Origin of the sequence: Streptomyces sp. NPDC094448 (genome assembly GCF_044763775.1) — a bacterium.
In the GTDB taxonomy this organism is placed as follows: domain Bacteria; phylum Actinomycetota; class Actinomycetes; order Streptomycetales; family Streptomycetaceae; genus Streptomyces.
In genome coordinates this window covers 170,045-194,643 of sequence record NZ_JBIWGU010000004.1, presented here as the reverse complement: position 1 = coordinate 194,643, position 24,599 = coordinate 170,045, and the positions used below count along the sequence as shown (strand labels likewise).

Here is a 24,599-nt window from a genome sequence, read left to right as displayed (position 1 = left end):
GGCGGCGGTACCCGGTACTGGTACCGGTGGGTCAGTGGTGGGGGTGGGCCGTGAGCGTCCATCCCCCCTTGGCCGATACCTGGATCAGCCGGGTGCCGCCGGGCAGATGAACCGTCTGCCGGAACGGGCCGACGGCCGAGGTGAGGAGGTAGTCGGTATCGACGAAGTCCGCCTCGGCCATGTCGATCTCGTCGAGGCCCATCGCGATCAGGCTCATCGACGATTCGTGGTCGCGCGGATCGGCCCGGTAGTCGATCTCCAGCCGGGCCTCCGGGCCGTGGTACGAGAGGACGTCCGAGCCTTCGCCGTGGGCCGGCACCCGCGCGCCGAGCCGCCGGGTCCCCGAGAGCGGGAGCGCGGTGATCGTCCAGGCCGCGGAGGACATGACCTTGACGCCCAGGGGGTAGCTGTCGGGCGCCACCGCGGGCGCCCGGGCCACGAGTTCGCCCTCGCACTCGCCGCCCAGCAGCAGATTCGCCGGTTCACGGCGCTGGTTGAGCTGATGCACCACCGGCCAGTCCGTGTCCCGGTCGCGGAAGACCATCTCCAGCAGGATCGGGCCGGGCGGGAAGGGGCCGGGGAAGAGCGGGGCGCCGTCGCCCGAACCGCGGACGGACTGGGGCGCGAAGGCGGGGAAGCGGGCGAAGGGGTCGGCGGGGGCGGTGTCGTGGGCGGTCGGGTCCGGGGGCTGCTGGGCCTGGGCCCGGTAGAGATCCGCGACCGGTCCGAACAAGGGGTCGTGCGGGTACGGAGCCGGGGGCTGGTGCTGGTGCTGGTGCTGGTGCTGGTAAGGCTGCTGATGTTGATGCTGGTGGGGCGGCTGCGGGACCTGGAACGGGGGCGCCGGAGCGGGCGCCGCCGCCGGGGCCACCGGGTCGACGATGCGATGGCCGGGGGCGTACGAGCGTCCGGGCAGGGGTGCCCTCATGTGTCCTGTGACAGCGGGTTGTTGAGGTGCGGCGGGCGGAGCGTAGGGGTCGTACTGCTGCCCGGACTGCTGCCCGTGCTGGGTCCCGTACTGCTGGTGGTACGGGCCGGGAGGCATGTGCTGTTGTTGCTGCTGCGGCACCTGTTGCGGCATCTGCTGTGGCGCCTGGTACGGCGGCGGCGCGAACTGCGGTACGGAACCCCCGGCCGGGGCCGCCCCGGAGTCCCCGCCCAGCCGCTTGTAGTCCGCGACGATCCCCGCGAGCCCGGAGGCGTACCCCTGCCCCACCGCCCGGAACTTCCAGCCGCCGTCCCGCCGGTAGAACTCGCCCATCAGCAGCACCTTCTCGCTGCCCGCGTCGGTCACGTCGTACCGCGCGACCGGGGCCCCCTCCACCGTCCGCACCTGGATGTACAGCCCCGGCACCTGGCCGAGCACCGGGCCGCCGGAGAGCCCGTCCGCGGTGGCGAGGATCAGGATGCGTCCCACCTCCGGCTCCACGACCGGCAGAATCACATCCCACTGGACGACCTGGTCCTCGTAGCCGAGGATCCCGAGGACATTCGTCCGCCCGAGGTGTGCAACCGCCCCCGAGGGGTGCCGGGCCTGGTCGGGTATATGGAGCAGGTCGTACCGCGAGCGGGCCCGGTCCCCGGCGTCCAGCAGCAGCGCGAGCGACTCGATGACGGGAACGGCCGGAGTGGGCGTGTACCCCATCAGGACACGCAACGGCGCATGCGGCACATGGACATTCGCGCCCTTGGGGATATTCGTCATGCGGCACATGCTGACATCGGGGACACCTCCGCGTCGACGCCCTTCGTCCCCGCCCCGCGCGTCGCGCCCGTCCGGGACCGCCGGGCCGGACGCCGCCGCCACAGTTGACCTCAAGATTGGTTGAGGTTCTACGGTTCCCGTTATGAGTATGGAGACCACGGCCTGGGTGCAGGCCTACCGCGCCATGCACGCCGAACAGGACCGGCGTCCCTTCAACCGCGCGAGCCTGCGGCGGATCGGGGAGTTCGCCCGGCCGCACCGCAGACGGATCGTCCAGTTCCTCGCGCTCAGCGTCGCCACCGCGCTGCTCGCCGTCGCCACACCCGTACTCGCCGGGCGGGTCGTGGACACGATCGTCAGCGGCGGAGACACCGGGACCGTCGTGAAGATCGCGGTGCTGATCGCGGTCATCGCCGTCGCCGAGGCCGGACTCGGCCTGGTCGAGCGCCTGTTGTCGGCACGGCTCGGGGAGGGGCTCATCCTCGACCTGCGGACGGCCGTCTTCGACCACGTACAGAAAATGCCCGTCGCCTTCTTCACCCGGACCCGTACCGGCGCGCTGGTCAGCCGGCTCAACAACGACGTCATCGGCGCGCAGCGGGCCTTCAGCACCACCCTGTCCGGGGTCGCCGGGGATCTGGTGACGCTGCTGTTCACGCTCGTCGTGATGCTCACCCTCTCCTGGCAGATCACCCTCCTCGCGCTGGTCCTGCTGCCGGTGTTCGTGCTGCCCGCGCGGCGTATGGGCACCCGGATGGCCGCCCTCCAGCGGGAAGGGGCCCGGCTCGACGCGGAGATGGGTACGCGGATGACCGAACGGTTCTCCGCGCCCGGGGCCACCCTGGTGAAGCTGTTCGGACGGCCCGATGAGGAGTCGCGCGAGTTCTCCGAACGGGCCCGCCGGGTACGGGATATCGGTGTCCGTACGGCGATGGCGCAGACCGTCTTCATCACCGCGCTGACCCTGGTCTCCGCACTCGCACTGGCCCTGGTCTACGGGCTCGGCGGCTGGTACGCGCTGCGCGGCAGCATGGAACCCGGGGCCGTCGTCGCCCTCGCCCTGCTGCTGACCAGGCTCTACGCCCCGCTGACCGCGCTGGCGGGCGCCCGGGTCGAGGTGATGGGCGCGCTCGTCAGCTTCGAGCGGGTCTTCGAGGTACTCGACCTCAAACCGCTCATCGAAGAGGCGGACGACGCCCGCGGGACGCCCGGTGGCGCGCTGTCGGTGGAGTTCGACGAGGTGCGCTTCGGCTACCCGTCCGCCGACAAGATCTCCCTCGCCTCGCTGGAGGAGGTCGCCGCGTTGGACACCCGCGGCGGCGACGAGGTCCTCAAGGGCATCTCGTTCCGCGCCGAACCGGGGCAGACGATCGCCCTCGTCGGCACCTCGGGCGCGGGCAAGTCGACGATCGCGGGACTGCTGCCGCGGCTGTACGACGTGGATTCCGGGGCGATCCGGATCGGCGGGGTCGACGTCCGCGAGCTGACGGCGGAATCGCTGCGGGCCACCGTCGGCATGGTCACCCAGGACGGGCACCTCTTCCACGAGTCCGTACGGGCGAATCTCCGGCTCGCCCGGCCGGACGCGACCGAGGACGAGCTGTGGGCCGCGCTGGAACGGGCCCGGCTGGCCCCGCTCGTACGCGCCCTGCCGGACGGTCTCGACACCGTCGTCGGCGAACGCGGATACCGGCTCTCCGGCGGCGAGCGGCAGCGCATGACCATCGCCCGGCTGCTGCTGGCCCGGCAGCGGGTGGTGATCCTCGACGAGGCGACCGCGCACCTCGACAACACCTCGGAGGCGGCGGTCCAGGCCGCGCTCGCGGAGGCGCTCGCCGACCGTACGGCCCTGGTCATCGCGCACCGGCTGTCCACGGTCCGGGCGGCGGACCAGATCCTGGTGGTCGAGGACGGCCGGGTGGTGGAACGAGGGACGCACGATGCGCTGCTGGCGGCGGGAGGCCGGTACGCGGAGCTGCACGACACGCAGTTCGCGGAGAGCGGCGCGGAGGGCCTTGCGGAGAACGTCGCGGAAGGCCTCGCGGAGGGCCTCGCGGAAGGATTCACGGACGGCTTCGCGGGGGACGGGGCGCGGGCGGCGGTCTAGAGACGCCCGGTCGTTGCCGGGTTCCCGGGGGCTGCCCGGGGCCGAGGGGCTCCCGGGGCGGGGGCGGCGGGCTGGGCCCGGCCGTCACCGAGCGGGGCTCGTCCACACCGGTCGGGGGCGCCCCCCCCAGAACGCCCGCGGGGCCGCCGCCGGGGCCGAGCGCCCGGCGGCGGCCCCCGGCCGTCACCGTAAGACGGGTGCCGCAGCCCCCGCCGTCACCGTCAGACGGTCTCCCAGACCGGCAGCCAGACGTCATTGGCCGCGCCGTCGGCCGTGCAGGTGTACTGGATGAGGTTGCGGCCCTGGCCGACCCCGCCCCGGACGTTGAGGCACTTGTCGCTGGAGCGGGCCACGAGCTGGTAGCCGGTGCCCTTCGCGACGAACTTCCACTGCTCGTTGGCGGCGTTGCCGCAGGTGTACTGGATGATCTCCGCGCCGTCCTGGTTGCCGCCGCCGCGGACGTTGAGACAGAGCCCGCTGTGGACCGCCTTGAAGCGGTAGTAGCCGCCGCCGACCGCCTCCGGCTCCCAGAGCTGGTTGGCGTTCCGCGAGAGCGCCCACTGGATGACGTTCGCGCCGTTCTGGGTGGACGCACCGCTGACGTCGGCGGTCTGGCCCGGGTCGCTCGCCAGCCGCAGCGTGACCCTCTGGACGTTCACCGCGGCAGCCGCGGCGCCCTCCGTCACCGGCACCGGCGCACCCGCCGCCGCCGTACCGGACATCCCCAGGGCCAGCGCACCGGCAGCCGCGACAACAGCGGCACTCGCCTTCAGCACAGAACGCATCGGACAACCATCCCTTCACTCACAGTGGGTTACTGATCGTCGCCATACGTAACCTGCGGTGGGGGCGGTCATGCGGGGTGTCGCTGCAACGCGCCAATAGACGGATGAGCACACCCGGGGCGTACGCGGAGCGCATACGACGGCGCCCCGGGCAGGACCGCGGGGTCCCGCCCGGGGCGCCGTCCGGCACTCCGGCCCCCGGGCTCAGTGCCCGGGGTCACGCATCAGAGGAAGGAGTTGATCTCGATGGTCTCGGTACGGCCGGGGCCGACACCGATCGCCGAGATCGGCGCGCCCGACATCTCCTCCAGCGCCTTCACGTACGCCTGCGCGTTCTTCGGCAGATCCGCGAAGGTCTTCGCCTTGGTGATGTCCTCCGACCAGCCCGGCAGCATCTCGTAGACCGGCTTGGCGTGGTGGAAGTCGGTCTGCGAGTACGGCAGCTCCTCGACCCGCTTGCCGTCGATCTCGTACGCCACGCAGACCGGGATCTGCTCCCAGCCCGTGAGGACGTCCAGCTTGGTGAGGAAGAAGTCCGTCAGACCGTTGACCCGGGTCGCGTAACGGGCGATCACCGCGTCGAACCAGCCGCAGCGGCGGTCACGGCCGGTGGTCACACCCCGCTCGCCGCCGATCCGGCGCAGCGCCTCGCCGTCCTCGTCGAACAGCTCCGTCGGGAACGGGCCGGCGCCGACACGGGTCGTGTACGCCTTGAGGATGCCGATGACCCGGCTGATCTTGGTCGGGCCGACGCCCGCACCCGTGCACGCGCCGCCCGCCGTCGGGTTCGACGAGGTGACGAAGGGGTACGTGCCGTGGTCGACGTCCAGCAGGGTGCCCTGGCCGCCCTCGAAGAGCACGACCTTGCCCTCGTCGATGGCGTTGTTCAGGATCAGCGTGGTGTCCGCGACGTACGGCCGGATCCGGTCCGCGTACTGGAGCATCTCCTCGACGATCCGCTCGGCCTCGATGGCCCGGCGGTTGAAGACCTTGGCGAGGAGCTGGTTCTTCGCCTCCAGCGCCGCCTCGACCTTCTGGGTCAGGATCGACTCGTCGTAGAGGTCCTGGACCCGGATGCCCACACGGTTGATCTTGTCGGCGTAGGTCGGGCCGATGCCACGGCCCGTGGTGCCGATCTTGCGCGTTCCGAGGAACCGTTCCGTCACCTTGTCCAGCGTGACGTTGTACGGGGTGATCAGATGGGCGTTTCCGCTGATCAGGAGCTTCGAGGTGTCGATGCCCCGGTCATTGAGCCCGCTCAGCTCGGAGAGGAGGACGGCCGGGTCCACCACCACACCGTTGCCGATCACCGGGGTGCACCCCGGTGAGAGGATCCCGGAGGGGAGGAGGTGCAGCGCGTACTTCTGATCGCCGACGACGACCGTGTGGCCGGCATTGTTGCCGCCCTGGTAACGCACCACATAGTCGACGGATCCACCGAGGAGGTCGGTGGCCTTCCCCTTGCCCTCGTCACCCCACTGAGCACCGAGCAGCACAAGTGCGGGCACAGGCGTACACCCCTTCCGGGCGGGGCATGTCCAAGGTCAGGGGGATCAGTGCGTCCCTCGTTCGTCCTGGATCCATTGGACCGGTTGCCCCGGAATAGACGAAGCCCCTGGCGCAATCGCGCAAGGGGCTCTTGCACAAAGATGCTACCCGAGGAAGGACCGAGGTGTCGGCTCACGACCAGCTCCTGGTGGTCATCGACCCGGTCGCCCGCCGTAATGACGGCGAGTCCGTGCGGATCGCGAAAGATGTGCTGTGCGGTGGATCGCGGGCGAAAATCTGCCTTCCGGAGAGTCCTGAGGAGTTCGCCAGGGCGCTGGCCAGGCGGGGCTCCCGGCGGCCCGTGATCGTCGGTGACGACCGGGCGCTGCTGCGCGCGGTCGCCCTGCTGCACCGGGACCGGCCGCCGGGCGACGGCACGCTCTCCCTGGTCCCGGTGGGGCCCGGGGTGGGGCTCGCGCACTCCCTGGGCGTGCCGCCGGGGCCGGTCGCGGCGGCGCGTGCGGTGCTGGACGGGGTGGTGCGCCGGTTCGACCTGCTGGTCGACGAGAGCGACGGGATCGTGGTCGGCGATGTGGCGATCCCGGCGCCGCCGGGCGGCCGCGGCGGGGCCGGGACGGCGCTGCGGGGCGCGTGGCGGGCGCTGTTCCGGGGGCGGCGGGGGGCGCGCCGGGCCGCACCCGCTCCCGAGCCCGGTCCCGGCCACCGGCTGCGGGTGGAGGCGGACGGCGCGCTGCTGTGCGATCTCCACGAGGAAGTGGCCGGAGTCACTCTCCGTACGGCGCACGGCCGTGCGGTGGTCACCGTGCACCATCCCGCGCCGGGCCCGCCGGTCACCGTGAAGGCGTCGACGGTGACGGTCTCCGGAGCGGACTTCCGCTATCGGGCGGACACCACGGTCACGGGCCCGGTCAGGACCAGGACGTGGGTGCTGAGGGCGGGGGCGTGGGGCCTGACCCTGCCGTGAGCCGTCCGGCGGGGTGGGGGGGGCGGGTCAGGTGGGGGCGGGTTGCTGTCATGGTGCCGACTGCGGGCAGTCCGTGGCTGAGCGCGCAGTTCCTCCCCCTACGCCTGGCGGCGTGGGTGGTACCCCCACCCCTACGCCTGGCGGCGTGGGTGGGGGTGCCTCCGGGCGAAGCCCAGGGGGAGTGCCCCCAGGCCCCTGTGCCTGACGGCACGGGGCGCCTGCCCGTCCTGAGGAGGGGGCCGTAGTCCTTGAGGCGGACACCGCAGGATCCGTATCCGTACGGACGACGTGCCTGGTCGGCCCCCGTACCGTCATGGTCGTGACCGAGACGAACCGCAGCCCCGAATTCCGCCTGGCCGTCGGGGTCCTCCACGGCCTGCGCGAGGACCTCATCCACGATGCCTTCGCCTACCGCCCCCTGTCGCCGATGCGGACCGACGGGGCCCTGCTCGGAGGGCTGCCCGACCCGATACGGAAGTGCGTGCAGTGGATACCGCACGCCTTCATGCTCTTCGTCGCGGCCGTCATCGGCGGCGCCGGACTCGTCTACCAGGGTCTGAACGCCGACATGTTCTTCGAGAACATGCTGCCGGCCGCGCTGATCGCCCTTGCCGTGATCCGGCCCGTCGGCGCCTTCTGGCTCACCCTGACCGCGCCCACCTGGACCTCGCTGTTCACCGGCTACTACGACTCCTACCACTGGCTGCCGGGCGCCTTCGTCGCCCATCTGCTGATCATGTTCGTGGTCGCGGTCCGGTCCCGGCCCAGGGCCGCGGCCTGGATGTGGCTGCTCACCACCATCAGCAGCGTCGGCGCCGAGGTCGTCATCGGCGACTACTACTTCCAGAACAATCCGCAGATGTTCCTGGGCTCGGCCATGGTGCTCGTGGTGGCCGTCGCGATCAGTGTCCGCAGGACCGCCGACCAGCAGGTGCGTGCCGAGCGGACCGTGACTGCCGTGGAGCGCGACAAGCGGACCGTGCTGGAGGAGCGCACCACCATCGCCCGCGAACTGCACGACGTCGTCGCCCACCACATGTCCGTGGTCGCCATCCAGGCCGAGGCCGCGCCCTACCGAGTCGAGAACCCGCCCGAGGAGCTGGTGAAGGCCTTCGCCACCATCCGCGAGAACGCCGTCTCCGCCCTCACCGAACTGCGCCGCATCCTCGGAGTCGTCCGCGCGGAGGACTACGAGGCGCCCGACGCGCCCCAGCCCGTCCTCGCCGACCTCGACAGCCTCGTCGCCAATGTCCGGGAGACCGGTCTCGACGCGGAGAAGATCGTCACCGGAGCGGTCCGGCCCCTTCCCCAGGGCGTCGAGCTGTCCGCGTACCGCATCGTGCAGGAGGCGCTGAGCAACGTGCTGCGCCATGCTCCCGGCGCGACCGCCCGGGTGGAGGTCAGCTATGTCCTCGGGGGGCTCGGGCTGCGGGTGGTGAACACCGCGCCGCAGGGCCAGGTGCGGCCGTCGCCGGGCGCCGGGCACGGGATCACCGGGATGCGGGAGCGGATCGCGATGCTCGGCGGCGAGCTGACGGCGGGGGCGACGGAGGACGGCGGGTACGAGGTGACCGTGTTCGTCCCGGTCGCGCTCACGGAGCGGGAACAGGCGCCGGAGCAGGGCCGGACACCCGAGCCGGAGGGGACGGCGGGAGCGGAGCGGGCGCGTGCCACCGGGAACCCCGGCATTCCCGGTACGGGCCCGGCGGACGGGACGGAGCGGCGGACCGTCATCCTGGAGAAGCCCACCACGCCTGCCAGCACCGAGGAGAAGCCTTCGTGACCGCCTCCACCATCCGGGTCCTGATCTGCGACGACCAGATGATGGTCCGGGAAGGCTTCTCCGTCCTCCTCAACGCCATGCCGGACATCGAGGTCGTCGGCGAGGCCGTCAACGGCCGCGAGGCGGTCGCCAAGGTCGCCGAGCTGGCGCCCGATGTGGTCCTGATGGACATCCGGATGCCGGAGCTGAACGGGATCGAAGCCACCCGTGAGATCGTCGCCTCGTCCGCCGACACCAAGGTGCTGGTGCTGACCACGTTCGACCTGGACGAGTACGTGTACCAGGCGCTGCGCGCGGGGGCGTCCGGGTTTCTGCTGAAGGACGCCTCCGCCCGGCAGCTCGCGGACGGCGTCCGGGTCGTCGCCGCGGGCGAGGCGCTGCTGGCGCCGACCGTGACCCGCCGGCTGATCACCGAGTTCTCCCGGATCACCCAGGCGCCGAAGGCGGGCGCCGTGGCCCAGGTCGGTGATCTCACCGAGCGGGAGACGGAGGTCCTGGTACTGATCGCCCAGGGGCTGTCGAACGCGGAGATCGCGGAGCATCTGGTGGTCGCCGAGTCGACGATCAAAACGCACGTGAGCCGGGTCCTGGTGAAGCTGGGGCTGCGGGACCGGACCCAGGCCGCTGTATTCGCCTACGAGGCGCGGCTTGTCACACCTTCATAGCTTTTCGGCATCCGTGCTGGTGGGGGCCTGGCCAGAACCCCCTACCGGCGGTTAACGTCCGATTATGGACGCACTTTTCGAGCCATGGTCACCCGCTTTCGTCGCTGATCCGTACCCCGCCTACGAGCGGCTGCGGGCCGACGGGCGGGTGCACTGGTTCGAGCCGACGCGGCAGTGGCTGGTCCCCCACTACGCCGATGTGTCGGCGCTGCTGCGGGACCGCAGGCTGGGGCGGACGTATCTCCACCGCTTCAGCCACGAGGAGTTCGGCCGGACGGCCCCGCCGCCGGAGCACGAGCCGTTCCACACCCTCAACGACAACGGGATCCTCGATCTGGAGGCCCCCGACCACACCAGGATCCGGCGGCTGGTCACCAAGGCGTTCACACCCCGGACGGTGGCCGCGCTGGAGCCGACCGTGCGGCGGCTGGCGGCGGAGCTGGTCGCCGGGCTGAAGAAGGACGGCGGCGGGGATCTGCTGGCGGACGTCGCGGAACCGCTGCCGGTCGCGGTGATCGCGGAGATGCTGGGCATTCCGGAACCGGACCGGTATCTGCTGCGGCCCTGGTCCGCCGATATCTGCGGGATGTTCGAGCTGAACCCGTCGGAGGAGACCGCGCGGAAGGCGGTGACGGCGTCGGCCGAATTCTCCGCGTATCTGCGGACGCTGATCGCCCAGCGGCGCACCGACCCGGGCGAGGACCTGATCTCGGCGCTGATCGCGGCCTACGACGAGGGCGACCGGCTCAGCGAACAGGAGATGATCTCCACCTGTGTGCTGCTGCTGAACGCGGGCCACGAGGCGACCGTCAACACCACGGCCAACGGCTGGTGGACGCTCTTCCGCCACCCGGAGCAGCTCGCCGCCCTCCGCGCCGACCATGCGCTGCTGCCGACGGCGGTGGAGGAGCTGATGCGGTTCGACACCCCGCTCCAGATGTTCGAGCGGTGGGTCCTCGACGATATCGAGATCGGCGGTACGGTCGTCCCGCGCGGCGCCGAACTGGCCCTGCTCTTCGGCTCGGCCAACCGCGACCCGGCGCGCTTCGACGATCCGGACCGCCTCGACCTGTCCCGTACCGACAATCCGCATATCACCTTCGGCGCGGGCATCCACTTCTGCCTGGGCGCCCCGCTGGCCCGGATCGAACTGGCGGCCTCCTTCGGCGAACTGCTCCGCGAGGCCCCGACGATGCGCCTGGCGGGGGAGCCGGAGTGGAAGCCGGGCTATGTGATCAGGGGCGTCCACGCACTGCCGGTGGAGCTGTAAGGGGCAGCGGGAGGGCTCGCGCCGTCTGCCTCGCAGTGGGGCGCTCGGAGGCAGTCCAGGACGATCGTCTCGACTCTCTGGTTCATGCGGCACCGGCACCCTCGGCCACGGGCGTCGAACGATGTCGAGGTCGGGCCGGACAGAGTGGCGGCGCCTTGAAAACGCCGCCCGTCCCCGCCCCCGTCCCCGTCCCGGATCACGCCGTGAACGCCGCCGCGTGGTCCCTCGCCCACTCGTCGAACGTGCGGGCCGGACGGCCGGTGACCCGCTGCACCGTGTCGTTCACGGTGCGGCCGGCCTCCGGGGTGTTCCCGTACACCTCCAGCAGGAAGTCGATGACGTCCTCCGGCTGTCCCGCCTCGTGCCACTGCGCGACCGCCTCGTCCCGGCTCAGTTCCACCAGCGCGATATCCCGGCCGCGCGCGCGGGCCAACGCCGATGTCTTGTCCCTGACCGTCAGCACCTCCGGGCCGCTGAGCAGGTACGTCTGCCCGGCGTGGCCCTCCTCCGTCAGTGCCACCGCCGCCACCGCGCCGATATCGCCCTCGTGGACCATCGCGCTGAGCCGGTCGACGAAGGGCTCGCGCACCTCGTCGTTCTCGCGGATCGCATCCGCCCAGGACAGCGCGTTCGCCATGAACTCGACCGGCATGACCACGGTCCACGCGAAGTCCGATTCGCGGACCGCGGTCTCCAGCGGGGTGTCCCCGCCGCCGTTGAGGACGGTGATCCGGCGGACGCCCGCCTCCCGGGCCAGTGCGAGGATGCGGGGGCCGGTCTCCAGGGGCGTGAAGTACGGGCCGCCGAAGGTGATCAGGTGGAGACCCGTCACCCCCTGCAACGCGGCCACCAGGCTCTCGGGATCCGTCAGATCGCCTTCGAAGACCTCCACGCCCTCGGGGAAGTCCGCGGTGGAGGGATCACGGGTCAGGGCGCGGACCGCCCGGCCCCGGTCGAGCAGTTCGGCCACGATCCGGCGGCCGACGGTTCCGGTTGCTCCTGCTACGAGGTTCGTCATGGCTCAGAAGGTACGGAGACTTGCGGACGGTTACGGTCCGCAAGCCGACCGGCATGCTGATTCCTGATTCACCACGCGAGCTGCGCGATCTCCTCCACCGCCACCGCGCAGGCATCCGCCCCCGGGTCGATCAGTGGGAAGTGGCCCACCTCCGGCAGCAGGGTCAGCCCCACCGCCTCCCCGGCCTTCGCCGCCGCCTCCGCGTAGGCGTCCGCCACCGCCGGGGGTACGACGATGTCCTGCTGCCCCTGGACCACGACCGTCGCGATCCCGGTGGGCAGCAGCTGCGCCGGATCGGCCTGGGCGCAGCGCTCCGCGAACCCGGCTGTATCGCCCAGCAGTTGCCGTACCGCGCCACCGCAGACCCCCAGCTCCGCGGCCCTGGCCAGATCCGCGAGAGGGGCCAGCGCCACCACCCCGCGCAGATTCGCGGGGGCTTCGGTACGCCAGGCGGAGCCCCGGGGAAGGACATGGCGGGCCGCAGCCCAGAGCGCGAGATGGCCGCCCGCGGAGTGGCCGGTCAGAACCGTGCGCCGCAGGTCGGCGCCGGGCAGCAGCCGCGCCACCGCCTCCGGCAGCGCGTCCATGGCCGCCGCCACGTCGTCGAAGGTCTCCGGCCAGCGCCCGGCGACCGGCGCGGCGGTGTCCGCCGTGCCGGAGGCGGAGGCACGCGGCTGCGGGATGTCCCGGCCGCGGCGGTACTCGACGCTCGCCACCGCGAAACCCCGCCGCGCGAGGAAGTCAGCGAACGGGCTGATGTGCACACGGTCGTACGGGGCCCGCCAGGCGCCCCCGTGGAAGACCACGACCAGCGGCGCGCTCTCCCCCTCCGGGCCGCGCGGCGCATAGAAGTCGACGACCTGGTCCGGGTGGTCGCCGTACGCCCACGTCGTATCGGGCGCCACGGGAGGGTGCGCGAACGCCGCCTCCTCCTCGGCCGCGTCCCGTGCGACGGCGCAGGCGTCCGGCACCGAGCCCCCGTCCCGATCCGGGTCCGGGTCCGGAAGTGCGGTGGCCCTGAAGTCCGGTACCGGCAGCCCGAGGCACCCCGGGGCCGGTGCGCCGGCGGCCCGACCCGCAACACCCGCAACACCCGAAGCACCCGAAGCACCCGAAGCACCCGAAGCCTGAGATTCCGGCACGCTGGGTTCCGCCATGCGGTTCCAACCCTCCCGAGGAAGCGCGGAATTGCCCGCGGCAACAACCTGATCAGCGGGGACGGTACCAGGACACCGCCCCCGCCGATCCACGTCAGCGCGAACCCGGCTCCACCGGCGCTCCCGCTCCCACTTCCACGAGCACCTCGGCCAGGACCGCGGCCGCGCGCTCCACATCGGCAAAGCCCGTGTACAGCGGGGTGAATCCGAACCGCAGCACATCGGGCCTGCGCAGATCCCCCACCACACCGCGGGCGATGAGCCGCTCCATCACGGGCCCCGCGGAGCCGGCGCACCCCAGCGCGATCTGGCTGCCGCGCTCCTGGTGCCGCTCCGGTGTCAGCAGGGTCAGCGGACGCCCGTCGAGCCCCGCGTACGCCGCCGTGCACTCCAGGAAGAAGTCGGTCAGCGCCAGGCTCTTCGCCCGTACCGCCTCGATGCCCACCCCGTCCCACACGTCGAGCGCCGCCTCCAGCGCCAGCATGGACAGGATGTCGGGCGTCCCGACCCGGCCGCGCCGGGCCCCGGCCACGGCCGCGTACTCCGGTTCCATCGCGAAGGGTTCCGCATGCGAGTTCCAGCCCGGCAGCGGTGAGTCGAAGGCCGCCTGGTGGCGCTCCGCGACGTACAGGAAGGCGGGGGCGCCGGGGCCGCCGTTCAGATACTTGTACGTGCATCCGACGGCCAGGTCCACGCCGTGCGCGTCCAGCCCCACCGGCAGCGCGCCCGCGCTGTGGCACAGGTCCCACACCGTGAACGCGCCCGCGGCGTGCGCGGCCGCCGTGAGAGCGGGCAGATCGTGGAGCCGGCCGGAGCGGTAGTCCACGTGGTTCAGCAGTACGGCCGCGGTCCGCGGCCCGAGCGCGGCCCGGAACGACTCCGCGTCGGCCGGGTCGACCGGCACCGTCGTACAGCCGGTCAGCCGGGCCGCCGACGTGGCGATATAGCCGTCGGTGGGGAAGGTCGTGGCGTCCACGAGGATCTCCGTACGCCCCGTGCCCGCCAGCCGGACCGCTCCGACCACGGCCTTGAAGACGTTCACGCTCGTCGAGTCACCGACGACGATCTGTCCGGGCCCGGCTCCGACCAGGGGCGCGATCCGGTCCCCGATCCGCTCCGGCGCCTCCCACCAGCCGCTCTCGGTCCACGACCGGATCCCCAGCTCGCCCCACTGGCGGCCGATGACATCGGCGATCCGGCCGGGGACATGCGCGGGGAGCGCGCCCAGGGAGTTGCCGTCGAGATAGACGACGCCCTCGGGGAGGGTGAAGCGGCCGCGGACGGGCCGGAGCGCGTCGCCCGCGTCGAGGGCGGCCGCGCGGGCCCGCAAACCGGATACCACTGACATCACTGACACCTCGGATGCCTCCCATGCCTCGGACGTCTCGAACGCTTCGGACGCTTCGAACGCCTCGGACGCTTCAGACATGGCTGCGCGCCGTCCACAGCTCCGGGAACACATTGCGGCGGGCCCGCTTCTCCAGCCAGGCCACCCCGGCGGAACCGCCCGTACCGGTTTTGGCGCCCATCGCGCGGCGGGTCGCCACCAGATGGTCGTTGCGCCAGCGCCACACCAGTTCGGCGACGTCGGTCAGGGCCTCTCCGAGCCGTACCAGCTCCTCGTCCCGGTCCGGATCGCCGTAGATCTCCGACCAGACCGCCTCGACGCCCTCGTCCGGCTCGTACCGGAGCGACGGATCGCGGCGCAGTACGCCCTCCGGAACGGCCCGGCCGCGGCGGGCCAGCAGCGCCAGCACCTCGTCGTACAGGCTCGGCTCGGCCAGCGCCCGCTCCAACTCGGCGTGGACCCGGGGCGCGCCGCGGTGCGGGACCAGCATGGACGCCGACTTGTCGCCCAGCAGGAACTCCATACGGCGGTACATCGCCGACTGGAAACCGGAGCCCTCGCCGAGCGCGCCGCGGTAGGAGTTGAACTGCGCGGGGGTGAGCTGCCCGAGCGGCCGCCAGGAGGCGTTGAGGGCCTCCAGCTCGCGCACCGAGCGTTTCAGGGCCGCTATGGCGACGGGGATGTCGTCGCGGCGCAGGGCCTCGGCCGCGGTCTCCCACTCGTGGACGATGACGGTGAACCACAGCTCCATCACCTGGGTGGTGACGAGGAAGACCATTTCCCCGGGGTCGTCGGAGAGCGGCCGCTGGAGGTGGGTGAGGACATCCGCCTGGACGTAGTCCTCGTAAGGGGTGGTGCCGGCGAAGTCGACGGTCGGCGCGTCGGGGGCCTCGTCGGCGGGCCTGGCGTGCTCGGCGCTCTGCCCGGCGGTGTGGGGGCGCGCGGGATCCGCGGGGTCCGCGGGCGGCGCGGTGGCTTCACGCGCCGGGGAATCGTGCGCAGCGGACTGGGACATCTCGTCTCCTCGATGTGTGTCCGGGTAGCGGTCCGCCCCTTCCTGTTGGTGGGTGGGAGCTCCGGTCCCCACGCGCATAGTAGACCGAGGCCCGTGTCCCCTCCAGGTACATCCGCACCAGGGGACACGGGCGTCGTCGACGACGGGCCCGGCCGGTCCGTCGGCCGAGCGGTCCGTCAGCCCAGGGTGTCGGCGGCGAGCGGCGACGAGTCGCGCAGGAACGTCGAGCACCGCTCGTACTCGTCCTTCTCACCGATCGACCCGGCGGCGCGGGCGAGGGCGTGCAGGGCGCGCAGGAAGCCGCGGTTCGGCTCGTGCTCCCACGGCACCGGGCCGTGGCCCTTCCAGCCGTTGCGGCGCAGCGCGTCCAGACCGCGGTGGTAGCCGGTACGGGCGTACGCGTACGACTCGACGGTCCGCCCGCCCTCGAACGCCTCGTCGGCGAGGAGCGCCCAGGCCAGCGACGAGGTGGGGTACTGGGCGGCGACCTCCGTCGCGCTGCGCCCGGCGGCGAGCGCCTCCCGCGGTCCGGCTTCGTCGGGCAGATGCGTGGGGGGCGGTCCCCCGAGCAGATTCTCATGAATGGACATGCGCCCAGTCTCCCCCATCGGGGCGGCGCCACGGCCGGCCGCCGGAACGCCCGCAGTGCCCCGGGGCCCGGATCAGGCAAGGCGCCGGCCGAAGTGCCGGGCCGCCATGGCGATCCGGTTCCGGCACATCGGCAGTCAACTCTCCGGACATCACCGCGTATCACCATCAATCAGTGCGACATACAAGGCCGCCGTCAGTAAAATTGCACCTTGCAAGCAAGTACTTTCTCCCGCAAGGCGGATTCTCTTTGAAGCTCATACGCATGTCCGCGATTGCCATGTCCCTGGCCGTCGCTCCGGCGCTGGTGTTCTCCCTCACCTCCGCCTCCCCCGCCACGGCCGAGGCTCCGGCGGCCACGGCCGCCCAGGGCGCCTCCGACGAGGCCAACCGGGCCGCCATCGAGAAGCTCCTGGCCGATCCCCGGTCGGGCCTGGGCGTCCGCGAGGGTGCTCAGAAGGCCCTGGACGGCACCGCCGAGGACCGGGCGCGCTTCCTCGACGCCGGCCAGCACCAGGCCCGGATGGACGACGACCGGGTTCACGTCGCGAGGCTCATCGGTACGGGCGGCCGGGGAGTGCAGGACGGCGCCAACAGGGCCCTGGACGCCAACACCCGCAAGGCGCTGGTCGAGTTCATCGAGAAGGGCCAGTACAAGGAGCGGGAGACGGACGACCGCGTCCGTGTCGCCCGCATCATCTCCGGGGGCGGCCCCGCCGTGCAGCGCGACGGCAAGGCCGCCATGAGGGCCGGCACCCACCAGGCACTGATCGACTTCATCGACAGCGGCCGGTACAAGGCCCAGTACGAGGACGACCGGGTCCGTACCGTCCAGATCTTCTCCTCCGGCGGCCCCAAGCTGAAGGCCGCCGGTATCGCGGCCTTCAAGGCCGACAGCCACCAGGCCCTGGCCGACTTCCTGGAGTTCGGCCAGCACAACGCCCGCAACAAGGACGACCGCAACAGCGTCGCCCGGATCGTCTCCTACGGCGGCACGTACGTGAAGGCCGCCGGAAACGCCGCGCTCAAGGCCGGCACCCGCCAGGCCGTGGTCACCTTCCTCGACAGCGGCCAGCACAAGGCCCGCGCCAAGGACCAGGCCGCCGCCGCCAAGGCGAAGCGCTGACCGTGCGGTTACCCCGGCAGCAACGGCGCACCCTCGACCGCGCCGCAACACCGGTCACCGCAGGCGGCACGGTTCCGGTCGCCTCGGCACCGCCCCGTATCAGCGGCGGCGGTGCCGCTCCGGCTCACCGCCCACCACCCTTCCCCGCCTCCAGCGGCGGCGCGCCCACCCCGCAGTTCACCCGGCACTCCGGCGCGGCGCACGGCGCCCCCGGGCGCCGGATCCACACGGCCGCCACCAGCGAACCCACCACCAGCACCCCCGCACAGATCGGCATCGCCCGGTCGAAGGCCGCATCGAACTGCGCCGCCGAGCGGTACGCCTCCGGGCCCATCCCGACCAGCAGCGGCAGCGCCGCCACCGCCACCAGACCGGCCGCCCGCGCCGCCGCGTTGTTCACCCCGCTGGCGATACCCGCCCGCGCCGTCGGCACCGACGACAGCACCGTCGCCGTGAGCGGCGCGACAAGGGCCACCATCCCGGCCCCCAGCACCAGCAGCGCCGGGAGCACATCCGCCCAGTACGACGGGGACGGCCCGACCCGCAGCATCAGCAGCAGCCCGCCCGCGCAGAGCAGCGGTCCGACCGTCAGCGGCAGCCGCGGCCCCGTACGCTCCGCCAACTGGCCGGACGCCGCCGAGAACAGCAGCATCAGCAGCGTCGTCGGCAACAGCGCCAGCCCCGCCTGGAGAGCCGAGTAACCGGAGACGACCTGGAGCTGGAGCGCGGCGAGGAAGAAGAATCCGCCGAACGCCGCGTACACACAGAGCGTCACCACATTGACCACGGTGAACATCCGCGACCGGAAGATCGACAGCGGCAGCATCGGATCCGGACTCCGCCGTTCGACCACCACGAAGGCCAGCGCGACCAGTACCCCGATCACCCCGGGCCACCACTCCGCCGCGATCAGCGCATAGGTCACCAGGGCCAGCGCGCCCGCCCCCAGCACCGCGCCCAGGATGTCGAAGCGCCCGCCGTGGGCCGCCGGATCCCGGGATTCCGGGACGTACCGCAGGGCGACCGGCACACAGAGCACGGCCAGCGGCACATTGATCAGAAAGACCCAGCGCCAGCCCGGTCCGTCGACCAGCCAGCCGCCGACGAACGGCCCGATCGCCGCGCCGACGCCCCCGAATCCGGACCACAGCCCGACCGCCCGCGACCGGTCGTCGGGATGGAAACTCGCCTGGATGATCGCCAGAGATCCCGGTGTGAGCAGCGCACCGCCGATGCCCTGGAGGGCACGGGCCGCGATCAGCACCCCCGCGTTGGGCGCGATCCCGCAGAGCAGGGAGCCCAGGGCGAACCACACCACCCCGACGACGAAGATCCGGCGCCGTCCATAGCGGTCGCCGAGCGCCCCACCGAGCAGGATCAGCCCGGCCAGGGTCAGCATGTAGGCGTTGACGGTCCACTGGAGGTCGGCCAGATCGGCGCCGAGATCCTCACCGATATGCGGCAGGGCGACATTGACGACCGTCGAGTCGAGCAGGGCCATGCTGGAGCCGAGCACGGTCGTGAACACGACCCACCGCCCGGTGGCGGAAGCCAGTCCGACCCCACCACCCGCATCCGAACCCGGCCCCGGACCGGGCCCCGAGCCGCCGCCCGCGCCCGTCGCGGGGCCGTAGTCCGGCGCAGGGCCCGCGCCGGTTGCGGAGCCCGTACCCGCTGCAAGACCGGTGTCCGGCGCAGGCCCGGTGTCCGGCGCAGAGCCCGTGCCCGTTGCAGGGCCGGTCTCCGGGCCGTCCCGGCCCCTCGCACCGCCTCCGGCGGCCGTATCCCCCGTATCCGCGTCCATAAGGGGATGATCCCAGCGCACCCCCGACCCGGCGACCCCTGTGGACAACCGCCTGTGGACAACGCGGCACCGGACCGCGGAAGGGCGGCCGGAAAGCCGTACGGCGCCGCGGCGCTCCCGCGCCACGACGCCGTACGATAAAAACACCGGCCACCACAAGTCCATGCGGCCCGCATGGACCGGCCGGGGAACTACTTCAGCTTCGTGCCCGCGGAGCGCAGCGCCGTGCAGGCCTCGACCACGCGCTGGGCCATACCCGCCTCGGCCAGCTTGCCCCAGGTCCGCGGGTCGTACGCCTTCTTGTTGCCGACCTCGCCGTCGACCTTCAGGACGCCGTCGTAGTTCTGGAACATATGCGCCACGACGGGCCGGGTGAACGCGTACTGCGTGTCCGTGTCGAGGTTCATCTTCACCACGCCGTTGTCGAGCGCGACCGCGATCTCCTCGGCGGTGGAGCCGGAGCCCCCGTGGAAGACGAAGTCGAACGGCGCGGCCTTGCCGTACTTCTCACCGACGCCCTGCTGGAGGTCCTTCAGCAGCTCGGGGCGGAGCACCACGTTGCCCGGCTTGTAGACGCCGTGGACATTGCCGAAGGAGGCGGCGAGGAGGTAACGGCCCTTCTCGCCCAGACCCAGCGCCTCGGCGGTGCGCAGCGCGTCCTCGACGGTGGTGTACAGCTCGTCGTTGATCTCGTGCGTGACACCGTCCTCCTCGCCGCCGGTCGGGGTGATCTCGACCTCAAGGATGATCTTGGCGGCGGCGGCCAGCGGCAGCAGCTCCTGCGCGATGGACAGGTTGTCGGCCAGGTTCTCGGCCGAACCGTCCCACATGTGGGACTGGAAGAGCGGGTTGCGCCCGGCCGCGACGCGCTCGGCGGAGATCGCCACCAGCGGACGGACGTACGTGTCCAGCTTGTCCTTCGGGCAGTGGTCCGTGTGCAGCGCGATGTTGACGTCGTACTTCGCGGCCACGATATGCGCGAACTCGGCGAGGGCGACCGCGCCCGTCACCATGTCCTTGCTGTGCTGGCCGCCCAGGAACTCCGCACCACCCGTGGAGATCTGGACGATGCCGTCGCTCTCGGCCTCCGCGAAGCCGCGCAGCGCGGCGTGGAGGGTCTGGGAGGAGGTCACGTTGATGGCCGGGTAGGCGAACTTGCCTGCCTTCGCCCGGTCGAGCATCTCGTTGTAGACCTCGGGGGTTGCGATGGGCATCTGTCCGCTCCTCGTGTCTGCGGTTCTGCGATATGTACGGGCCCTGACCTTGGGGCGACGTCATCGTCGGCCCCTATCTTCGCAGACCTCCCGGCCGGCCCGGCCGTCCGGTCTGCGGGCATACGTACGGGGTGTCCCCCGCCCGTGCCGTCAGCCCAGGCCCAGCTCGTCGAGGGAGTACGCGTACAGATACGGCACCCCGGCCGTCTCGCTGATCTTCTCGCCCGCGCCCGTCGCCCGGTCCACGATGGTCGCCACCGCGACGACCTCGCCGCCCGCCTCGCGCACCGCCTCGACCGCGGTCAGCGGCGAACCGCCGGTGGTCGAGGTGTCCTCGACGACCAGACAGCGGCGGCCCCTGATGTCCGGCCCCTCGACCCGGCGCTGCATACCGTGGGCCTTGGCGGCCTTGCGGACGACGAACGCGTCCACGCTCCGGCCGCGCGCGGCCGCGGAGTGCAGGATCGCGGTCGCGACCGGGTCCGCGCCGAGGGTGAGCCCGCCGACGCAGTCGAAGTCGAGGTCCGCGGTCAGCTCCGACATGACCTGCCCGACGAGAGGGGCCGCGGTGCCGTCGAGCGTGATCCGCCGCAGATCCACGTAGTAGTCGGCCTCGATGCCCGAGGAGAGGGTCACCCTGCCGTGCACCACGGCCTTGTCTTTGATCTGCTGGAGCAGGTCAGCGCGTACGTCAGTCATACCCACGAGCTTAGAACCCCCACCGGCCGTCTCTCACAGGCGGCGCCAGCTCCAGGTCGTCGAGGTCTCCAGCGGGTCGATCGGGGTGACCAGCCGGGGGAGGGTGTTCAGCCCGTTCGGCGGCCCGGACTGCGGTTCGACGCAGATCGCCTCGGGCTGCTCGTCGTAGACCACGACCCACTCGCCCGAGCCGGTGATCTCCAGTTCGAGCTGTCCGGGCCAGGTGAGGGTGGCGGCGACCCCGTCGGGCATGCCGAAGCAGTCGTCCCAGGGGCCGGGGCGGGGGTCGATCCGGCGCCCGGTCGGCAGATGGTCGTCGCCGCGCTCCTCCTGCCAGGCGGGGGCGAAGTCGAGTACGGCGTCCTCGCCGCCGATATTCCGCAGGAACCAGGGGTGCCAGCCCGCCTGGGCCGGGAACGAGTCCTCCTGCGCCTCGACGGCGAGGGTCAGCGTGAGGGAGGACTCCGTCAGCGCGAAGACCTGGGTCACCAGACCCGGGTACGGCCACGGTTCACCGAGTTCGTACGTGAACACCGCCTCGCTCTCGTCGGCCCTGCGGGTCCGCCAGACGGTGTCGCGGCCGGTGCCGTGGATCGCGTGCGGATCGGCGTTGACGGGGAGCTGATGCTGTACGGCGCCGTCCCGGAAGCGCCCGTGGTCCACCCGCCCGCACCAGGGGACCATCGGGAACGAGCCGTACCGCTCCCCCTGGCGGAGAAGCTCCGTGCCCCCGACGGTCAGGCTCGACACCCGGCATCCGTGGTCCGGCCGTACGGTCAACTCGGCGTCCCCGGCCCGGAGCCGTACGCCCTCTTCGCTGCCCTTGCTGCTGCTCACGCCCCGACCCTAACGGGAGCGCGGCGATCACGGCGCCGCAGGCCGTACCGCCGCGGGGGTACGGAACCGGGCCCGGGGCCCGCCGGCCGGATCAGGTCCGGCGGCGGCGCAGGGCACGGGCCAGCAGCAGCGCGGAGCCCACGGCCGCGGCACCCGCGACCCAGCGGACCGGCACCTTCCGGACGCCCGTGTCGGGTGCGGGGCGGGGCGCGTACCGGCCTCTCGGCGGGGCGTGGTCGACCTCTTCCGCGCTGCGGCCGATCATCGTGCGCCGGGCATGGGCCGCCTCCGCGGGCGGCTCGTCACCGGACCCGGCAGCCGGTACGCCCGGTGCGCCCGGTCCGCCGAGGCCGCTCGCATCGTCCAAGCCGCCCAAGCCGTCCAAGCCGCTCAATGCGTCGAGTCCGTCCAAGCCGTCCCCGAACCCCGGCGGCAGTACGGGCGAGTCGTATACGGCCCCTTCCGCCTCGCCGTCACCGTCGACCTCGTCGACCTCGTCGACCTCGTCATCCTCTGTGCCCTCTGTGCCGTCTGTGCCCTCTGTGCCGTCTGCGTGCTCCGCATGCTCCGCGCCCTCGGCCGCGTACGCCGCCAGCGCCTCGGCGAAACGGTCCAGCAGACGGCGCGCCGACTGCTCCCTCGAAGTGCCCGGCAGCCCCGCGAGCCGCCCCTCCGCCTGCGCCGTACCGGTGAAGTCCAGCGTCGTACCGCCCGTGGCATCGCCCCGTACCCGAAGGGTCAGCGCGGCCTTCACCGAACCCGGGCCGCGCGCTTCCACGCCCTCGCCCTCGACGGTGAAGACGCCGTCACGCTCCACGGTCCAGAGCCGCCCCCGGTAGGTGATGGTGTGGTTGCCGACCCTGATTTTCAGCCGACCCGTCACCGGCGCACCGGACTCACCGGACTCACCGGACTCACCGGACTCACCGGACTCCGAGGACTTCCCGGCTTCTCCCGGCTCCCCGGCCGCGTCGAGCTGGAGACCCGGAACGCAACGGGCCGCCCGTACGGGGTCCCTGAGCACCCGTCGTACGGACTCGACCGGAACCGGAACGAACACCTCATGGTCCATGACAACCGAGCCTACCCAGGGCGCCCCGTACCGTCTCCCCACCCGCGGCTTTCCGTTCGCACAGGGCGCCGGTCGCATCAGTCCGGGTAGCGCGGATGGACGAGCGTCGACGGCGGAAGACCGGTCATCCGGGTCCGCTCGGCGTCGCGGGCGTCCGCCACGAGCAGCATGTCCGTCAGCGAGCGCAGCGGGGGCGCGTCCGGGTCGAGGGCGAGCGGCGGGATCCGGCCGGGGGCGGCCAGCAGCAGCCCCCAGTCCTCGGGGGCCGACTCCGCGCCCAGCGTTTCGAAGTCCTCGTTGAGCCGGGCGTCCCGGCCGCCGCCGGAGGAGGCGGAGCCTGCGGTATCGGCCGGGCCCACGCGGTACGGGCTCGTCCCGTACCCCGCGGCGCGCAGGGTGGCCTCCGCCGTCCAGAACGCCCGGCGGCGGCCCTCCAGCGGGCCCGCGTGGACCGCCAGCCGCCCCTGGGGGGCCAGGATCCCGGCGACCAGCCCGTAGAACTCCTGCGAGTAGAACTTGCCGCCCTCGGTGGAGCCGGGGTCCGGCAGATCGGCGATCACCACGTCGTAACCCCCCGGCACCGCGCTGTCCGGGTCCCGCAGCCAGGCGAAGGCGTCGGCCGTGACCACCCGGACCCGCGGATCCTCGTACGCCCGGTCGTTGAGCGCGGAGAGGCCGGCGTCGGTCCGGGCGAGCCGGACCATCCAGGGGTCCAGCTCCACGATCGTCAGCGAGTCGGCCCCGGGGTGGCGCAGCACTTCCCGGGCGGCCAGCCCGTCGCCGCCGCCGAGGATCAGCACCCGGCGGTGGCGGCCGTTCATCGCGGGGTGGACCAGGGCCTCGTGATAGCGGTACTCGTCGGCGCCGCTGACCCGGAGTCGTCCGTCGAGGAAGAGGTCGAGCGGCCGGGCGCCGTCACCGGTCAGCACGACCTCCTGGACACCTGTCTGTACGGCGACCCGCACCCGGTCCCCGTACATCGCCCGCCGGGCCGCCTGCTCGAAATCCCCGACCAGGGCGGTCGCGGTGGCGAGCAGGGCGAGGACGAGGGCGTTGGCGAACAGCAGCCAGTTCCGGGAGCGGCGGGTCAGATCGCGGCGGAAGAGCCACAGCACCAGGGCCCCGCCGACCAGGGCGTTGACCGCGCCGGTGAGCAGTCCGCTGGTGAGCCGGCCGAGCCACGGCAGCAGCAGGAACGGGAAGGCCAGCCCGCCGACCAGCGCGCCCACGTAGTCCGCGGCGAACAGGTCGGCGACCGTCCCCTCCGCGTCCCGGCGGGAGATCCGCTGGATCAGCGACATCAGCAGCGGGATCTCGGCGCCGATCAGAACGCCGATGGCCAGGGAGAAGGCGACCAGGACCATCCGGGATTCGCCGAGCCACGCGAACGTCGCGTACAACACCATCGCCGAGCAGCCGCCGACCAGCGCGAGCGCCAGCTCCAGCAGACCGAAGCCGACGGCGGCCCGGCAGCGCAGCCGCTTCGCGAGCAGCGAGCCGACCCCCATCGCGAACACCATCAGGGACAGCACCACGGAAGCCTGGGTGACGGAATCGCCGATCAGATACGAGGCGAGGGCCACCAGCTCCAGCTCGTACACCAGACCGCAGGCGGCGCAGACGAAGACTCCGAGCAGCACCAGGAACCGGCCGGCGTCCGGGCGCACCGGCAGCGGAAGTGCCGCCGTCGGCGGGGACAACTGCGGTGACCGGTCGATCATGCAGTAACGCTACGTCACGTATCGCGCGCATCCTGTCACCCACACGTGTGCATCCGGCGCACGGACGCGGCCCGCCGTCTTTCGCGCTCCCGGCTCATCGGGTAAGAGCGCGCGCGAGGGCCGCGCACTCCGGACGGATCCGCACTACGACCGCACTACGACCGCACAACACCGGCACGCGCCCGCCGCCACACCCGTGACCGGCTCCTCGT

At 72.1% G+C, this 24,599-nt stretch carries 20 protein-coding genes; 6 read left to right on the top strand and 14 right to left on the bottom strand.

Features of this window, described 5'->3' with window-relative positions; genetic code table 11:
• Window positions 1-31 precede the first annotated feature (31 nt).
• Window positions 32-1,705, bottom strand: a complete 1,674-nt coding sequence (locus ACIQ9E_RS09490) for a TerD family protein (protein ID WP_403704521.1) — start codon at window positions 1,703-1,705, stop codon at window positions 32-34.
• A gap of 142 nt (window positions 1,706-1,847) precedes the next feature.
• On the opposite strand from ACIQ9E_RS09490, the gene ACIQ9E_RS09485 reads away from it, so the two are divergent.
• Window positions 1,848-3,812, top strand: a complete 1,965-nt coding sequence (locus tag ACIQ9E_RS09485; protein WP_403704518.1) for an ABC transporter ATP-binding protein — start codon at window positions 1,848-1,850, stop codon at window positions 3,810-3,812.
• A gap of 221 nt (window positions 3,813-4,033) precedes the next feature.
• Here ACIQ9E_RS09485 and ACIQ9E_RS09480 read toward each other — a convergent pair whose 3' ends face one another.
• Window positions 4,034-4,597, bottom strand: a complete 564-nt coding sequence (locus tag ACIQ9E_RS09480) for an RICIN domain-containing protein (protein WP_403704515.1) — start codon at window positions 4,595-4,597, stop codon at window positions 4,034-4,036.
• A 224-nt stretch (window positions 4,598-4,821) separates the two neighbouring features.
• Window positions 4,822-6,105 (bottom strand): adenylosuccinate synthase, encoded by a 1,284-nt coding sequence (locus tag ACIQ9E_RS09475; RefSeq protein WP_403704512.1) that lies wholly within the window; start codon window positions 6,103-6,105, stop codon window positions 4,822-4,824.
• Window positions 6,106-6,269: 164 nt separating this feature from the next.
• Here ACIQ9E_RS09475 and ACIQ9E_RS09470 point away from each other — a divergent pair, with 164 nt between their 5' ends.
• From ACIQ9E_RS09470 to ACIQ9E_RS09455, 4 genes are all read left to right on the top strand, one after another.
• Complete coding sequence (locus ACIQ9E_RS09470; RefSeq protein ID WP_403704509.1) at window positions 6,270-7,070, top strand: diacylglycerol kinase; 801 nt, start codon at window positions 6,270-6,272, stop codon at window positions 7,068-7,070.
• A gap of 313 nt (window positions 7,071-7,383) precedes the next feature.
• Window positions 7,384-8,853 carry a sensor histidine kinase gene (locus ACIQ9E_RS09465; protein ID WP_403704506.1) on the top strand — a complete coding sequence of 490 codons (1,470 nt, stop codon included), beginning with the start codon at window positions 7,384-7,386 and terminating at the stop codon, window positions 8,851-8,853.
• Complete coding sequence (locus ACIQ9E_RS09460; protein WP_403704503.1) at window positions 8,850-9,518, top strand: response regulator; 669 nt, start codon at window positions 8,850-8,852, stop codon at window positions 9,516-9,518. Before ACIQ9E_RS09465 ends, ACIQ9E_RS09460 begins: the two co-directional genes overlap by 4 nt.
• 64 nt (window positions 9,519-9,582) lie before the next feature.
• On the top strand, window positions 9,583-10,788 hold the full coding sequence (locus ACIQ9E_RS09455; protein ID WP_403704501.1) for a cytochrome P450: 1,206 nt from the start codon (window positions 9,583-9,585) through the stop codon (window positions 10,786-10,788).
• Window positions 10,789-10,984: 196 nt separating this feature from the next.
• Here ACIQ9E_RS09455 and ACIQ9E_RS09450 read toward each other — a convergent pair whose 3' ends face one another.
• From ACIQ9E_RS09450 to ACIQ9E_RS09430, 5 genes are all read right to left on the bottom strand, one after another.
• Window positions 10,985-11,806, bottom strand: a complete 822-nt coding sequence (locus ACIQ9E_RS09450) for an NAD(P)H-binding protein (protein WP_403704498.1) — start codon at window positions 11,804-11,806, stop codon at window positions 10,985-10,987.
• A gap of 68 nt (window positions 11,807-11,874) precedes the next feature.
• On the bottom strand, window positions 11,875-12,777 hold the full coding sequence (locus tag ACIQ9E_RS09445; RefSeq protein ID WP_403704495.1) for an alpha/beta hydrolase: 903 nt from the start codon (window positions 12,775-12,777) through the stop codon (window positions 11,875-11,877).
• 280 nt (window positions 12,778-13,057) lie between these two features.
• Window positions 13,058-14,311, bottom strand: a complete 1,254-nt coding sequence (gene kynU, locus ACIQ9E_RS09440; RefSeq protein WP_403704492.1) for a kynureninase — start codon at window positions 14,309-14,311, stop codon at window positions 13,058-13,060.
• A 73-nt stretch (window positions 14,312-14,384) separates the two neighbouring features.
• Window positions 14,385-15,326 carry a tryptophan 2,3-dioxygenase family protein gene (locus ACIQ9E_RS09435; protein WP_403704489.1) on the bottom strand — a complete coding sequence of 314 codons (942 nt, stop codon included), beginning with the start codon at window positions 15,324-15,326 and terminating at the stop codon, window positions 14,385-14,387.
• A gap of 176 nt (window positions 15,327-15,502) precedes the next feature.
• Entirely contained in the window at window positions 15,503-15,916 is a 414-nt protein-coding gene (locus ACIQ9E_RS09430) for a DUF3151 domain-containing protein (protein ID WP_403704486.1), read from the bottom strand.
• Between the two features lie 263 nt (window positions 15,917-16,179).
• Between ACIQ9E_RS09430 and ACIQ9E_RS09425 the strand changes: the two genes are divergently transcribed.
• Window positions 16,180-17,040, top strand: a complete 861-nt coding sequence (locus tag ACIQ9E_RS09425; protein ID WP_403704483.1) for an ALF repeat-containing protein — start codon at window positions 16,180-16,182, stop codon at window positions 17,038-17,040.
• 124 nt (window positions 17,041-17,164) lie between these two features.
• On the opposite strand, the gene ACIQ9E_RS09420 is transcribed toward ACIQ9E_RS09425, so the two are convergent.
• The 6 genes from ACIQ9E_RS09420 to ACIQ9E_RS09395 form a co-directional block, all read right to left on the bottom strand.
• On the bottom strand, window positions 17,165-18,844 hold the full coding sequence (locus ACIQ9E_RS09420) for an MFS transporter (protein ID WP_403704480.1): 1,680 nt from the start codon (window positions 18,842-18,844) through the stop codon (window positions 17,165-17,167).
• A gap of 191 nt (window positions 18,845-19,035) precedes the next feature.
• The gene (gene fbaA / locus ACIQ9E_RS09415; RefSeq protein WP_403704477.1) at window positions 19,036-20,058 is read right to left on the bottom strand and encodes a class II fructose-bisphosphate aldolase; all 1,023 of its coding nucleotides are present in this window, start codon (window positions 20,056-20,058) and stop codon (window positions 19,036-19,038) included.
• A gap of 150 nt (window positions 20,059-20,208) precedes the next feature.
• The gene (pyrE, locus tag ACIQ9E_RS09410) at window positions 20,209-20,757 is read right to left on the bottom strand and encodes an orotate phosphoribosyltransferase (RefSeq protein WP_403704474.1); all 549 of its coding nucleotides are present in this window, start codon (window positions 20,755-20,757) and stop codon (window positions 20,209-20,211) included.
• A gap of 33 nt (window positions 20,758-20,790) precedes the next feature.
• Entirely contained in the window at window positions 20,791-21,594 is an 804-nt protein-coding gene (locus ACIQ9E_RS09405) for an aldose 1-epimerase (protein ID WP_403704472.1), read from the bottom strand.
• A gap of 91 nt (window positions 21,595-21,685) precedes the next feature.
• Window positions 21,686-22,666 carry a carbon monoxide dehydrogenase gene (locus tag ACIQ9E_RS09400; protein ID WP_403704469.1) on the bottom strand — a complete coding sequence of 327 codons (981 nt, stop codon included), beginning with the start codon at window positions 22,664-22,666 and terminating at the stop codon, window positions 21,686-21,688.
• 77 nt (window positions 22,667-22,743) lie between these two features.
• Window positions 22,744-24,387, bottom strand: coding sequence for a polyamine aminopropyltransferase (locus ACIQ9E_RS09395; protein WP_403704466.1), 1,644 nt, complete (start codon window positions 24,385-24,387; stop codon window positions 22,744-22,746).
• Window positions 24,388-24,599 lie beyond the last annotated feature (212 nt).